The organism is Bradyrhizobium sp., assembly GCF_017881085.1.
Lineage (GTDB): Bacteria > Pseudomonadota > Alphaproteobacteria > Rhizobiales > Xanthobacteraceae > Bradyrhizobium.
Genome location: NZ_JADGRI010000024.1, coordinates 14,551 through 28,302, shown reverse-complemented (window position 1 = coordinate 28,302; position 13,752 = coordinate 14,551). Strand labels below are relative to the sequence as shown.

General features: G+C 64.2%; 10 protein-coding genes. 7 read left to right on the top strand and 3 right to left on the bottom strand.

What is annotated here, in order from left to right; translation table 11 throughout:
• Both ppdK and QZ213_RS04185 read left to right on the top strand, forming a co-directional pair.
• Nucleotides 1-1,896 (top strand): pyruvate, phosphate dikinase (ppdK, locus tag QZ213_RS04190; RefSeq protein ID WP_291684796.1); only part of this gene is annotated, 1,896 nt, incomplete at its 5' end.
• A gap of 349 nt (nt 1,897-2,245) precedes the next feature.
• On the top strand, nt 2,246-3,694 hold the full coding sequence (locus tag QZ213_RS04185; RefSeq protein WP_291684795.1) for a cell wall hydrolase: 1,449 nt from the start codon (nt 2,246-2,248) through the stop codon (nt 3,692-3,694).
• A 3-nt stretch (nt 3,695-3,697) separates the two neighbouring features.
• On the opposite strand, the gene nadC is transcribed toward QZ213_RS04185, so the two are convergent.
• From nadC to nadA, 3 genes are read right to left on the bottom strand one after another with little or no spacing between them, the layout of a single operon-like run.
• The gene (nadC, locus tag QZ213_RS04180) at nt 3,698-4,576 is read right to left on the bottom strand and encodes a carboxylating nicotinate-nucleotide diphosphorylase (RefSeq protein WP_291684794.1); all 879 of its coding nucleotides are present in this window, start codon (nt 4,574-4,576) and stop codon (nt 3,698-3,700) included.
• A gap of 16 nt (nt 4,577-4,592) precedes the next feature.
• Nucleotides 4,593-6,200 (bottom strand): L-aspartate oxidase, encoded by a 1,608-nt coding sequence (locus QZ213_RS04175; protein WP_291684793.1) that lies wholly within the window; start codon nt 6,198-6,200, stop codon nt 4,593-4,595.
• Between the two features lie 58 nt (nt 6,201-6,258).
• Nucleotides 6,259-7,371, bottom strand: coding sequence for a quinolinate synthase NadA (gene nadA, locus QZ213_RS04170; RefSeq protein ID WP_291684792.1), 1,113 nt, complete (start codon nt 7,369-7,371; stop codon nt 6,259-6,261).
• 418 nt (nt 7,372-7,789) lie between these two features.
• Here nadA and QZ213_RS04165 point away from each other — a divergent pair, with 418 nt between their 5' ends.
• The 5 genes from QZ213_RS04165 (at nt 7,790) to QZ213_RS04145 (ending at nt 13,509) form a co-directional block, all read left to right on the top strand.
• Nucleotides 7,790-9,040: an MFS transporter gene (locus QZ213_RS04165; protein WP_291684791.1), complete on the top strand. Its 1,251-nt coding sequence runs from the start codon at nt 7,790-7,792 to the stop codon at nt 9,038-9,040.
• Nucleotides 9,041-9,091: 51 nt separating this feature from the next.
• Nucleotides 9,092-10,078: an MDR family oxidoreductase gene (locus QZ213_RS04160; protein ID WP_291684790.1), complete on the top strand. Its 987-nt coding sequence runs from the start codon at nt 9,092-9,094 to the stop codon at nt 10,076-10,078.
• 114 nt (nt 10,079-10,192) lie between these two features.
• Nucleotides 10,193-10,792, top strand: coding sequence for a hypothetical protein (locus tag QZ213_RS04155; RefSeq protein WP_291684789.1), 600 nt, complete (start codon nt 10,193-10,195; stop codon nt 10,790-10,792).
• A 172-nt stretch (nt 10,793-10,964) separates the two neighbouring features.
• Nucleotides 10,965-11,198 carry a hypothetical protein gene (locus QZ213_RS04150; protein ID WP_291684798.1) on the top strand — a complete coding sequence of 78 codons (234 nt, stop codon included), beginning with the start codon at nt 10,965-10,967 and terminating at the stop codon, nt 11,196-11,198.
• Nucleotides 11,199-11,505: 307 nt separating this feature from the next.
• Complete coding sequence (locus tag QZ213_RS04145; RefSeq protein ID WP_291684788.1) at nt 11,506-13,509, top strand: methyl-accepting chemotaxis protein; 2,004 nt, start codon at nt 11,506-11,508, stop codon at nt 13,507-13,509.
• Nucleotides 13,510-13,752: the final 243 nt, after the last annotated feature.

Below are 13,752 nucleotides of genomic sequence, written 5' to 3'. Positions count from 1 at the left end.
CGCAATCCCTCGACCGGCGAGAGCAAATTGTACGGCGAATTCCTGATCAACGCGCAGGGCGAGGACGTGGTGGCGGGCATCCGCACGCCGCAGGACATCACCGAATATGCGCGCAAGGAGTCCGGCTCCGACAAGCCGTCGATGGAAACCGCGATGCCCGCGGCGTTCAAGGAGCTGACGCGAATCTACACCCTGCTTGAAAAGCATTACCGCGACATGCAGGACATGGAGTTCACGATCGAGCAGGGCAAACTGTGGATGCTGCAGACCCGCGGCGGCAAGCGCACCGCCAAGGCCGCGCTGCGCATCGCCGTCGAACTCGCCAATGAAGGGCTGATCTCCAAGAAAGACGCGGTGATGCGGATCGATCCGGCCTCGCTGGATCAGTTGCTGCATCCGACCATCGATCCCTCCGCCAAGCGCGACGTCATCGCCACCGGCCTGCCGGCGTCGCCCGGTGCTGCCTCCGGCGAAATCGTGTTCTCTTCCGACGAGGCCGCGAAGCTGCAGGCCGACGGACGTAAAGTGATCCTGGTCCGGATCGAGACCAGCCCCGAAGACATCCACGGCATGCACGCGGCCGAAGGCATCCTGACCACGCGCGGCGGCATGACCTCGCATGCCGCGGTGGTCGCGCGCGGCATGGGCAAGCCCTGCGTCTCCGGCTGCGGCACCATCCGCGTCGATTACGGCCGCGGCACCATGAGCATCGGTTCGCGCACCTTCAAGACCGGCGATGTCATCACCATCGACGGCTCGGTGGGCCAGGTGCTGGCCGGGCGGATGCCGATGATCGAGCCGGAATTGTCGGGCGAGTTCGGCACCCTGATGGGCTGGGCCGATTCCGTCCGCAAGCTCGGGGTTCGCGTCAATGGCGACACACCGGAGGATGCGCGCACCGCCATCAAGTTCGGCGCCGAGGGCATCGGGCTTTGCCGCACCGAGCATATGTTCTTCGAGGAAACGCGGATCCGCACCGTGCGCGAGATGATCCTCGCCGAGGACGAACAGGCCCGCCGCGCCGCGCTTTCGAAACTGCTGCCGATGCAGCGCGCCGATTTTGTCGAACTGTTCGAGATCATGAAGGGCCTGCCGGTGACGATCCGGCTGCTCGATCCGCCGCTGCACGAGTTCCTGCCGCACACCCAGGCCGAGATCGAGGAAGTCGCGCGCGCGATGAACACCGATCCGCGCAGGCTGGCCGATCGCGCCCGCGATCTCGCCGAATTCAATCCGATGCTCGGCTTCCGCGGCTGCCGCCTCGCGGTTGCCTATCCGGAAATCGCGGAGATGCAGGCCCGCGCGATCTTCGAAGCCGCGGTCGAAGCCGGAAAACGCACCGGCAAGGCGGTCGGCCTCGAGGTGATGGTGCCGCTGATCGCGACCAAGGCCGAGTTCGATCTGGTCAAGGCGCGGATCGACGCGACAGCGCAGTCGGTGATGAAGGAGACCGGTACCAAACTGACCTATCAGGTCGGCACCATGATCGAGCTGCCGCGCGCCTGCCTGATGGCCGGCGAAATCGCCAAGACCGCGGAGTTCTTCTCGTTCGGCACCAACGACCTGACCCAGACCACCTACGGCATCAGCCGCGACGACGCCGCGAGCTTCCTCGGCACCTATATCGCCAAGGGCATCTTCGAGATCGATCCGTTCATCTCGGTCGATCGCGACGGCGTCGGCGAACTGGTGAAGATCGGCGTGGCGCGCGGGCGCAAGACCCGTCCGAATATCAAGGTCGGGATTTGCGGCGAGCATGGCGGCGATCCGGCCTCCGTCGCGTTCTGCCACCAGATCGGGCTCGACTACGTCTCCTGCTCGCCCTACCGCGTGCCGATCGCGCGGCTCGCGGCGGCGCAGGCCGCGCTCGGCAAGACCGTCGCCAGCCAGGCGTAAGTCCTGAGGTCATTGCGGGTTCGCGCAAATGCGCGCCCCGGAATGACTGTTCGATAAGGCGATCACCCAGCCTGTAGCGACACGGAACCCGTAGTTGCCTGGGGAACAAATCCGCACGCCGCGAAAAATTACTTCATCATTTTTGTTGACCGGATATTTACCACTTCGATCGAACCGCTGTTTACCAACGTTTTCGATACGATCGCGCCAGTCGCAGCTATCGCTTGCCTGTATCGCGCGGGCAACGCCGATTAACTCCCCGGCAACCTAAATTCGATACCAACAAAAAGGATCGAATTGCACGGATGTACTGAAGTTCGACCATTGTAAGCGTTGCGTGAGCGTATCGATGTCAGTAGTGCGTAACCGGCCGAAGGGCGCGCAGTTCGCGTCCTTCGGAATCGGCCTTTGCGTCTTCGCATTGATGCCGACAGAAATCGGATATCAGGATATCGCCTCGCTGCTGGCTCGCCAGCCGGGAGTGGCGGAACGCTGGCAGAAGCGGGTATTCTCCGCCGCCAGCAGTATTCAGGTCGCCACTTACAGCTTCGGCCGCCCGATCGGAACATCGATTCCGCATCCGGCAAACTATGTTCTGGCCAGCCTCAACAACCAGGGCATCGACATCACCGGTTCGGTGACGCGCAACCCGATCACTGCGCCGCCACCGCGCTATCAGGCTTCCGATTTCCCCAGGGTCGATCGCACGCTGAAGGGCGACCGCCTGGTCGTCGCCCGGCCCGAGACGGTCGCGCCGGCCAATGCCGCGCCCTCGCTCGAGGATCCCTCGACGTCGAACGCTTCGGTCAAGGGTGCAAAAACCGCCGCGGCACCGTCTGGCGAAAAACCACCGCTCGATCCCGAACTTCAGGAAGCGCTGAGCGCGCCGCCGCTTGCGCAATACGATGTTTCGGTGTCACTCGGGGCAAAGCCGGTCGAAGACCTGAAGACCACGTCGGACGCTTCGCCGCTGGCGCTGGATCCTGCACCTTCGCGCGACGGCTTTTCGGTTAAAACCGCCAGCCTGTTCTTCGGAAGCTCCTCGCTGGGCGCCCCGGCGGAAAGCATCGAGCGCTGGCAGCCCGGCGAGGAACCATCGATCGTGATGCCGGGCACGCTGCCCGATCCCGACCTGAAGGCGACGGCGTCGCTGCCGTCAGACGTACCCTCCATGGCGATCGAGAGCGGCGAGAGCGTCGCCGTCAAGGGCGAAGTCAATTCCGACAATCAGCGCGCCAAGACGCCGGCCGAACGCCTCGGCCTGCTGGACGAGAAATCGCGCGCCAAATCCGAGAAGTGCCTCGCCGAAGCCGTCTATTTCGAGGCCCGCGGCGAAGCCGTGCGCGGCCAGATCGCGGTGGCGCAGGTGGTGATGAACCGCACCTTCTCCGGTTTCTATCCGACCACCGTGTGCGGCGTGGTCTACCAGAACAAGCATCGCCACTACGCCTGCCAGTTCACATTTGCCTGCGATAACGTCGCCGACGTGGTGCGCGAGCCCGACATGTGGGACCGCGCCAAAAAGATCGCCAAGGCGATGCTCGACGGCCAGCTCTGGCTGCCGGAAGTGGGGAAGTCGACGCATTACCACGCCTATTGGGTGCACCCGTCCTGGGTCAACGAAATGAAGAAGATGTACAAGTTCGGCGTCCACACCTTCTACCGCCCGCGCGCCTGGGGCGACGGCAGCGACGCGCCGAGCTGGGGGACGGCAAAGCAGACCGCTGCCATCTCGGCGGAGCTCACGGAAGAAGCCAAGAGCTCGGCGGAGATATCCGAGACGACGGTGCGGCGCTAGCGCTCACGCATCGATATCCAGCGCCACGTCGAAATTCGGCGCCGAATGCGTCAGCGCGCCGGCCGAGGCGTAGTCGACGCCGGTGGCGGCGATGCCGGCGATCGAATCCAGGGTGACGCCGCCGGAAGCCTCCAGCACCACGCGTTCTTTTGCCAGTTTCACGGCCTCGGTCAGGTCTGCGATATCCATATTGTCGAGCAGCACCACGTCGGCGAGCCCGCTGTCGAGAACCTCGCGCAGCTGCGTCAGATTATCGACTTCGATCTCGACCTTGACCAGATGGCCGATATGGGCACGCGCGCGCTCCAGCACCGGCCTGATGCCGCCGGCAATCGCGATGTGATTGTCCTTGATCAGGACCGCGTCGTCGAGCCCGAAGCGGTGATTGAAGCCGCCGCCACAGCGCACGGCGTATTTCTCCAGCGCGCGCAGGCCCGGCGTAGTCTTGCGGGTGCAGTAGATGCGCATTCCGGTGCCGGCGGTATGGCGGACATAATCGGAGGTGTGGGTGGCGATACCGGACAGCCGGCCGATGAAATTCAGCGCGGTGCGCTCGCCGGCCAGCACGGCGCGCGCCGGGCCCGAGATCGTCAGCACCTGCACGCCGGCGGCGACGGTTGCGCCGTCGCGATGATGCGCCTGGATGCTGATGTCAGGCGAGAGCTTTTGAAATGTTGCTACACCCAGCGGCAGTCCGGCGATCACGCCGGCCTGCCGGGCCACCAGGATGGCGCGGGCAGGGGTTGTTTCCGGAATGGTGACCATCGAAGTGATGTCTCCGGCGCGGCCGAGATCTTCCTGCAGCGCGCGCTGCACGGCCTCGTCGATGGCGAGCGGCGAAAGGAACGCGTCCGGGTGCAACAGTGAGGCGGGTGTGGTCACAATGTCAGTCTCCGTTTCAGGCGATCATCGGTTGCGGTGCGCGCACCGCGGCGCGGTCGGCGAGCGAGGTCGCGATCTCCCGCGCCGCCGCGAGCGTGGTCCTGGTACGATGCTTGAGCTCCGGCCGCTCGGCCGGATAATCGATGCGGTACTGCGCGCCGCGGCTTTCCTGTCGCGCCCACGCCGAGGCCGCGACCAGCAGCGCCGAGGTTGCCATGTTGCGCAGCGCGATATTGCCGGCATCGCGCTCGAGCCAGGCGAATGTCCGCACGGCCTCGGCGAGATGCTCGCCATCGCGGATGACGCCGACATGCGAGGTCATCATCGCGCGCAGCCTCGCTTCCTGCTGCGCAGGCATTGCGGAATTTCGCATGTCCGTCGCCGCCGCCGCCCGGCGGCCAGGCGCGGGAAGTGTGCTGCCGCCGATATCGTCGGCGATGCGCGCGGCATAGACCACGGCTTCGAGCAAGGAGTTCGACGCCAGCCGGTTGGCGCCATGCGCGCCGGTCGACGATACTTCACCGCCGGCCCACAATCCCCTCAGCGAGGTACGGCCATGCGCATCCACTTCGATGCCGCCCATATGATAATGCGCGGCGGGCGCCACCGGGATCGGCTGTTTTGCGGGGTCGATGCCGGCCGCCATGCAGCTTGCGTAGACGGTCGGGAATTTTCCGCTAAATCGCGCGCCGAGCGCCGCGCGCGCGTCGAGAAAGGCGCCATGGCCGGCGGCGATCTCCACGAACACGCCGCGCGCGACGATGTCGCGCGGCGCCAGTTCAGCCAGCGAATGCCGCGCCGGCATGAAGCGTTCGCCGCTGTCGTCGATCAAAGTGGCGCCTTCGCCGCGCAAGGCCTCCGTCGCGAGCGGCGCCGGATCGCGGCCGACCATGATCGCGGTCGGGTGGAACTGGACGAATTCGGGATCGGCGATGACGGCGCCGGCACGCGCGGCGATCGCCAAACCGAGCCCGCTGGCTTCCGCCGGATTGGTGGTCACGGCATAGAGATGCCCGATGCCGCCGGTCGCCAGCACCAGCGCGCGCGAAGCGATGGTCACGGGTCTTGCGAGGGCGTCGCCGACGGGACGCAGCTGCAGCCCGGTAACCGCGCCGCCCTCGGTAAGAAGCGCTTCAGCGACATAGCCTTCGATCACCCGGATCGAGGGCGTGTTGCGCACGGCTTCGGTCAGCGCCGAGATGATCGCGTTGCCCGCCATGTCGCCGCGCACATGGACGATACGCCGCGCCGAATGCGCGGCCTCGCGGCCGACCGCGAGCCTGCCTTCGAGGTCGCGATCGAAGGGAACGCCGTACTGCAGGAGGTCATGGATGCGGGCACCGGCTTCGCGCGCGATCCCGAGCGCGATCGCCGCATCGACGAGGCCCGCGCCGGCCGCGACCGTGTCGGCCGCGTGCGCCTCCGCGCTGTCGCCTTCCGCGACCGCGGCGGCGATGCCGCCTTGCGCCCACGCCGTCGAGGCACCCTGACCCAGAGGTGCCGCGGAAATCACGGTGACCGGGCGCGGCGCCAGTTTCAGCGCGCAGAACAGTCCGGCGAGTCCGCCGCCGACGATGACGACATTATCGGTGCTGCGGGCGAGATCGTGAAGTTGAGTTGGCATTGCTGCACTCCCTACGTCGTCCCCGCGTTCGCGGGCACGACGACTTTTGCTGTTGCACTCAATTCTTCAGATTGATCATCCGCTCGACCGAACGCCGCGCCTTCCCGGCGATCAGGGGATCGACAATGACCTCCTCACGCAAGCTGAGCAGGCTGTCCAAAATCTTCGGCAGCGTGATGCGCTTCATGTGCGGGCACAGATTGCATGGCTGCACCATCTCGACATCGGGCAGTTCGGCCCGCACATTGTCGGCCATCGAGCATTCGGTGATCATCACCACGCGCCTGGGATGCCTGGTGCGGACCCAGTCGATCATGTGCGCTGTCGAGCCGGTGAAGTCGGCTTCCGCCAGCACGTCGGGCGGGCATTCGGGGTGCGCGATGATCTGCACCGTCGGATCGGCTTCGCGGTAGGCGCGCAGCTCGTCACCCGTAAAGCGTTCGTGCACTTCGCAGGCGCCCTTCCATGCGATGATCTTCACGTTCGTTTTCGACGCGACGTATCTCGCCAGATACTGGTCCGGCAGGAAGATCACCGTCGGCGCGTTGAGGCTCTCGACCACCGCAACGGCGTTCGACGAGGTGCAGCAGATATCGACCTCTGCCTTCACCTCGGCCGATGTGTTGACATAGGCAACCACCGGCACGCCAGGGAAGCGTTCCCGCAACAGCCGGACGTCGGCGCCCGTAATGCTCGAGGCCAGCGAGCAGCCGGCGCGCGAATCCGGGATCAGCACCGTCTTGCGCGGATTCAGGATCTTCGACGTCTCCGCCATGAAGTGCACGCCGCACTGCACGATGATCTCGGATTTCACCTTGCTGGCTTCGACCGCGAGCTGGAGCGAGTCGCCGCGGATGTCGGCGACGCAATGGAAAATCTCCGGCGTCTGATAATTATGCGCCAGGATGACGGCGCCGCGGGTTTCCTTCAGTTCGTTGATCGCCTTGATGGTGGGCGCCATCAAGGGCCATTCGACCGGCGAGATCACTTTCCTGACCCGCTCATAGAGATGCGCGGTCGAACGTTCGACCTCGGGCGTCCACTCCAGCGACGGCATCGGCAGCGCGCGGGGGCGCTGGGCAGGGTTGACCCGGTCCCTGGCTTGGAGGAGGCAAAGCCCGCAAGCGGGCTGGTCGAAATCTTCCCGACCGTAGATTCCAATGATCGGCATGGCAGGCCTCCCTTGCCTACATAATATGCTCATATTGAGCATATATCGGTGTTGAGAAATCCGGCCTATGGAGGCCGGCGTCTTCCCGTTAGCTGCGCCTTGTGGATCCGAATCAGCCAGCAGCGTTGCAGGCAGCTCGGCGTGTCACGGAGATTTTACTTATCCTCATAACGAGCAAATCAAACATAACATGCACCATGGAGCCTCGCCAGACGGTGAGCCGGCTAAATTCGTCAGGGCTGTTCGCCCCGGTTTGCAACGCTGCAATGCGGCGGGACTTTCGACCGACAAAGGCGGTTGGGATTTTCATGCTGATGCATTAACTTCGCCCTCGCTTGGATTTGCTGGCGGGCGCTCGCTGCTCGCACCTGCTAAAATCTTTTCCACGTGATCCACCCAACAGCTTGAGGATTCTTGCATGGCCGCCACCGAGGGCGATCTTCGTCTGTCTCCCGCGGCCACCAGCTGGCGTACGCCGGCGGTGATCATTATCTGCGGGTGCGCCATCGCCCTGTTGAGCTTCGGACCCCGCTCCAGCCTCGGCTTTTTCGTTCAGCCGATGGGCCGGGAGTTTTCATGGGGCCGCGACGTCTTCGGCCTCGCGCTCGCCGTTCAGAACCTGTTGTGGGGACTGGGCCAGCCGGTCGCCGGCGCGATCGCTGACCGCTTCGGCGTGTTGCGCGTGATGTGTATCGGCGCCGTGCTCTACGCCGGCGGGCTCCTGATGATGCGCTACGCCGCGACACCGCTGTCGCTCGATATCGGAGCCGGGGTAATGATCGGCTTCGGCCTTTCCGGCTGCTCGTTCAATCTGGTGCTGTCGGCGTTCAGCAAGCTCTTGCCGCTTGAGCGCCGGGGCTTTGCGCTTGGCGCCGGAACCGCCGCCGGATCGTTCGGGCAATTCCTGTTCGCGCCGTTCGGCGTGGGGATGATCGGCAATTTCGGCTGGCAGACGGCGCTGATGGTGTTCGCGGGCCTGATGCTCCTGATCGTGCCGCTGTCGCTTGCGCTGGCGACCCCGCCGGCGACATCGGGCCACGTACCGGTGGCGGCCCAGCAGTCGTTCAAGACCGCGCTTGCCGAAGCGTTCGGCCACAGGTCTTATGTGCTGCTGGTGCTCGGCTTCTTCACCTGCGGCTTCCAGCTCGCGTTCATCACGGTGCATCTGCCGGCCTATCTGGTCGATCGCGGCATCGCGGCGCAAACCGGCGGCTGGGTGATCGCGGCGATCGGGCTGTTCAACATCATCGGCTCGCTCAGCGTCGGCTGGCTGCAGAACCGGCTGCCGAAGCGCTACATCCTGTCGGCGATCTATTTCACGCGCGCGCTGTCGATCATGGCCTTCATCTCGTTTCCGATCACCAGTTTCTCCGCGATCATGTTCGGCGCCATCACCGGCCTGACCTGGCTCTCGACGGTGCCGCCGACCTCGGCGCTGGTGGCCATCATGTTCGGCACGCGCTGGTTTGCCACGCTGTACGGCTTTGCCTTCGTCAGCCATCAGGTCGGCGGCTTCCTCGGCGTCTGGCTCGGCGGAATCGTGTTCGAGAAGTTCGGATCGTACACGCCGATCTGGTGGCTATCGGTGCTGTTCGGCCTGCTCTCGGCGCTGATCAACCTGCCGATCGTCGAAGCGCCGGTGGCGCGCCCGGTTGCGCAACCGGCCTAGACCGTCCAAACTCCGGCAAATTAAGAACCAATGGCGCCAGGAGAGTCTGCGTTGGGAACGTTCAGGGCAATCAGGATCGACAAGGCGGAAAAAGGCACGGTCGTCGCGCTCACCCAGTTCGACGAAGCCGAACTGATGGAAGGCGACGTGACCGTGCGGATCGAATGGTCGACGCTGAACTACAAGGATGGCCTCGCCGTCACCGGCAAGGCGCCGGTGGTGCGGCGTTTTCCGATGATCGCGGGCATCGATTTTGCCGGCACCGTCGAGCAGTCGTCGCATCCGCTGTGGAAGGCCGGCGACAAGGTAATCTGCGATGGCTGGGGCATGGGCGAAACCCATCTTGGCGCCTACGCCGAAAAGGCGCGCGTCAAGGGCGACTGGCTGGTGCGCCTGCCGGAGGGCATGTCGGCGCGCGACGCCATGGCGATCGGCACCGCGGGCTACACCGCGATGCTCGCGGTACTGGCGCTGGAAAAGCATGGCCTCACCCCGAAGCAGGGTCCCATTGTCGTCACCGGCGCCGCCGGCGGCGTCGGCTCGGTTGCGACCGCGGTGCTGTCGAAGCTCGGCTATCACGTCATCGCCTCCACCGGCCGCGTGTCGGAGACCCCCTATCTGAAGGCCCTTGGCGCCGCCGAGGTGATCGACCGCAATGAACTGTCGGGGCCGGCCAAGCCGCTGGCCAGGGAGCGCTGGGCGGGCGGCATCGACAGCGTCGGCTCGACCACGCTGGCCAACCTTCTCTCGATGACGAAATATGGCGGCGCCATCGCCGCCTGCGGCCTTGCCGCCGGCATGGACCTGCCGTCTTCGGTGGCGCCGTTTATTTTGCGGGGGGTGTGCCTTCTCGGCATCGATTCCGTGATGTGCCCGATCGAGCAGCGAAAAGCCGCCTGGAGCCGGCTCGCCAGCGACCTGGACCGGACGAAACTAGCTGAAATCACTCATGAAATTGGCCTGGACGGGGTTATCGAGGCCGGCGCCAGGATCCTTGCCGGGCAGGTCCGCGGTCGAATCGTGGTAAAAATTCTCTAACGGTGTTCAGACTTTACCAACCAAGCTGCTCCAATGTTGCCACGGTTGGTATGGTAAGCAGCGGGTAAAGATTATCAGGCGTTGCCCGCGCTCTAGTACAGTCGGAGTTACAGCATGCTTGCGCGTTTCGTGTTGGGGGCCGTCGCGGCCAGTGCGGTGATCGTGCCGGCCATGGCCGGAATGATGGATGCCGATGAGGCCCGCAAGTTCGTCGCCGGCAAGGTGTTCGCATTTACCTGTTTCGACGGCACCCGCGGCGCAGGCCGGATCCTCGATGACATGGGCGCAGCCGGCGCGGTGCAATTTTCGGGCGCCGGTGCCATTCGTCACGTGCGGCTGCCCGGCAATACGCTGCAGGTCCGCGGTCAGGCCGTCTGCGCCTCGATCAAGGGCATTCCGTTCGAGCCGTGCTTTAATCTCGAGAAGAAAGACGATCGCAGCTTCCGCGGATCAGTCTCGGGCATGGGCTTTGCCTATTGCGATTTCCACAACCAGGGCGCGGCGCAGATGCTGATGGCGCGCGCGGTGGCCCGGCCGCGTTCGCTTCATGCGCCGGAGCGGACAGGCTCGATAAGCGCGTCGCACGCCGAAATGGCGACCCGGGTCGAGACCCCGCATGTCGAGGCCGCGCGGATCGAGCCGGTCAAATCCGAGACCAAGCCTGAGTCTTCGAAACAGGAAAGCGCTCCGGAACTGCGCCGCTCGACAGACTGACCGGCGCGGCCTGACCCATCATCACGCTCCATTCGATCGCCGACGGCCGCGCGCGCCGCGGCGCCGTGCCGTAGTCATACGGGCCTCCACTTTCATGTGTTGGTAGCGACTTTCGATCAAATTTGCCGAAAATCGACAGGCTGTGGGGGCGGCCCAAAAACATGGGTCCAAAATGTCGCTGTATTATTTCCGAATTAGCCATGGCCGATATTCCGGCGCGTCCGACCACGGATCGGAATTCGAAAGCCGCGAGGCCGCCTGGAGCGAGATGACGAAGGTTTGCGCCAACCTGCTTGGCGGCATTTCTCGCAGCCTGAAGCCAAATGCCGAATGGCATATGGAGCTTCTGGACGAGTCCAAGCAGCCCGTATTCAGAATCCGCCTCGTCGCTGAATCGCTTGGTTGACCGATTCGACTTCGTCAGCGGGCCTCGCGATCGTCGCGGCAATCCATTGATATGTCCAACGCATTTACTGCCCGAGCGATTGGCTGTCGTCGAGACGTGTAATGCCACCGGCTGGCGCGATGCGCGACGCCGCCGATTAAATTTCGTTCAATTCACCGTATTTTTACGAGGAGCAAGTTAACGGTAACGTGGAACCGCAACACTATTGCTTAAAGGCGCTCACCGTGTGGAGCGGGCGGAAAATGTTCATCCCGCTCGCGCCGGAGTTTCGTCGCCTCCGACGCGTTGCATTTGCAAGGACAGGTCCATGTCGTTTCTCAATCTCCGAATTAGCGGCCGGCTTTACGCGGGCTTTGGCGCTCTGGTGCTGTTTTGTGCAGGCCTTGCCGGCTTCGCGGTATGGCAACTCGGAGAGATCCACGCGCAAGTCGCCACCATGACGTTGCAGTCCAACAACACGATCCGGGCCGGCGAAATCGGCGCGGAGCTACAGGCTGTCCGCCGCGCCATCCTCCGTTACGCGTTCGATCAGGACGAGACCTCCTACGCGGAGGCCGAGACGGCGCTGAACAAATCGGCCGACCTCGTGGAGGCGGCTGTCAGGGAAACAAGGGCCGAAGAACGGCGTGCCGCCTACAAGGGAATCGCCAAGGACATCGAGGATTTGAAGGCCAAGCGCATCGCCCTCGGCGACGCCATCAAACAAATGGTAGCGGGGCGTGCCCGGCTGTTCGCGGACGGCGACAGGCTGGCGGCAGACGTCCAGAAATTCGTCGAGGTTGCGGAAAAAACCGAATTTTCCCAGGAAGCTGCGCCGCTCGAAACCAAGGTGTTGTTGCTGGAGGTTGCCAACTGGCGGATGCTGACGACTCGTGACCCCAATGGCATCGCAACTTTCAAGGCCAATCTCGGCAAGGCGCTGGACCATATCGGGGCGCTCGAGAGCGCCGATTTGCCGCCGAAACTTGCGGCGCCGATCAAGGATATCAAGGCGAGCCTCATCAAATATGGCGAGGCATTCGAGAAAACCGGATCCAGCCTGTTGCGCGCAGACGAGCTTTACTACAAGTCCGTAACCCCTCTCGCCGTCAGCGCGATCGAAAAGCTCGACGGTGTGATCGCGTCGATCGGAAAAGCCTTCAAGAAAACCACAGCCGAAACCGACGAGCGTATCAACGAGACCATTACCATGCAGGAAATCGTGGCCGGCGCCGCGGTGTTGCTCGGCCTGTTAATCGCGTTCCTGATCGCGCGCGGCATCATCCGTCCGCTGTCGGGCCTGACTTCCGGCATGAAGGAGCTCGCCAGCGGCAACTTCGGCGTAGTGCTTCCCGGACTCGAACGCAAGGACGAGGTCGGCGACATGGCGCAGGCGGTCGAGACCTTCAAGGTCAAGGCCGAGGAGAAGGCGCGAGCGGAAGCCGAAGCCAAGGCCATGCAGGATCAGATCGCCGCCAAGCAGCGCAAGGCGGACATGATCAGGCTCGCCGACACTTTCGAATCCGCGGTCGGCGAGATCGTCGAAACGGTGTCATCGGCCTCCACCGAACTCGAAGCCTCCGCCACCACGCTGACCTCGACTGCGGCGCGGGCGCAGGAGCTCACCACCATGGTCGCGACCGCGTCCGAGGAAGCCTCCACCAATGTGCAGTCGGTGGCCTCCGCCACCGAGGAAATGGCGTCCTCCATCACAGAGATCAGCCGCCAGGTGCAGGAATCGGCAAGGATGGCGGGCGAGGCGGTCGATCAGGCCCGCAAGACCAACGACCGCGTCAGCGAATTGTCGAAGGCGGCCGCACGCATCGGTGACGTCGTCGAGCTCATCAATACCATCGCGGGTCAGACCAATCTGCTGGCGCTCAATGCGACCATCGAAGCCGCGCGCGCCGGTGAGGCGGGCCGCGGCTTCGCCGTAGTCGCCTCGGAAGTCAAAGCCCTCGCCGAGCAGACCGCGAAGGCGACCGGCGAGATCGGCCAGCAGATCACCGGCATCCAGGCGGCGACGCAGGAGTCGGTCGGCGCGATCAAGGAGATCAGCGGCACCATCGAGAGGCTGTCGGAGATTTCGTCGACCATCGCGGCTGCGGTGGAAGAGCAGGGTGCTGCGACGCAGGAGATTTCCCGCAACGTGCAGCAGGCCGCGCAAGGCACCCACCAGGTGTCGTCTCACATCGTCGATGTGCAGCGCGGCGCCGGCGAGACCGGCTCGGCTTCCTCGCAGGTGCTGTCCTCGGCGCAATCGCTGTCGAGTGAAAGCGACCGCCTCAAGCTGGAAGTGGACAGGTTCCTCAATACGGTAAGGGCGGCCTGAGCTCAGGGGCGTCGGCCTTTCCGTTCTATCTGCAATCGGCCGCCTCACTCAGGGCCAATATCCTCGAAAACCGGGGACTTATCCAACATGCTTGCCAGGCTCTCCATCCTCGCCAAGATTTGGCCGGCTGCGCTGACGCAACGTCAGCGCCAATACCAAGACATCCGCAGATGATGGCCAAGCACGTCATCGGGGGCGAGCGCGATCATAGCTGTGTCTCCCCGTTTACGCTTGGCACTATGT

Coding starts and splice junctions, on each gene's coding strand:
- QZ213_RS04185 (WP_291684795.1), top strand. CDS start 2,246: ATGTCAGTAGTGCGTAACCGGCCGAAGGGCGCGCAGTTCGCGTCCTTC.
- QZ213_RS04165 (WP_291684791.1), top strand. CDS start 7,790: ATGGCCGCCACCGAGGGCGATCTTCGTCTGTCTCCCGCGGCCACCAGC.
- nadA (WP_291684792.1), bottom strand. CDS start 7,371: ATGCCGATCATTGGAATCTACGGTCGGGAAGATTTCGACCAGCCCGCT.
- QZ213_RS04155 (WP_291684789.1), top strand. CDS start 10,193: ATGCTTGCGCGTTTCGTGTTGGGGGCCGTCGCGGCCAGTGCGGTGATC.
- QZ213_RS04150 (WP_291684798.1), top strand. CDS start 10,965: ATGTCGCTGTATTATTTCCGAATTAGCCATGGCCGATATTCCGGCGCG.
- QZ213_RS04175 (WP_291684793.1), bottom strand. CDS start 6,200: ATGCCAACTCAACTTCACGATCTCGCCCGCAGCACCGATAATGTCGTC.
- QZ213_RS04145 (WP_291684788.1), top strand. CDS start 11,506: ATGTCGTTTCTCAATCTCCGAATTAGCGGCCGGCTTTACGCGGGCTTT.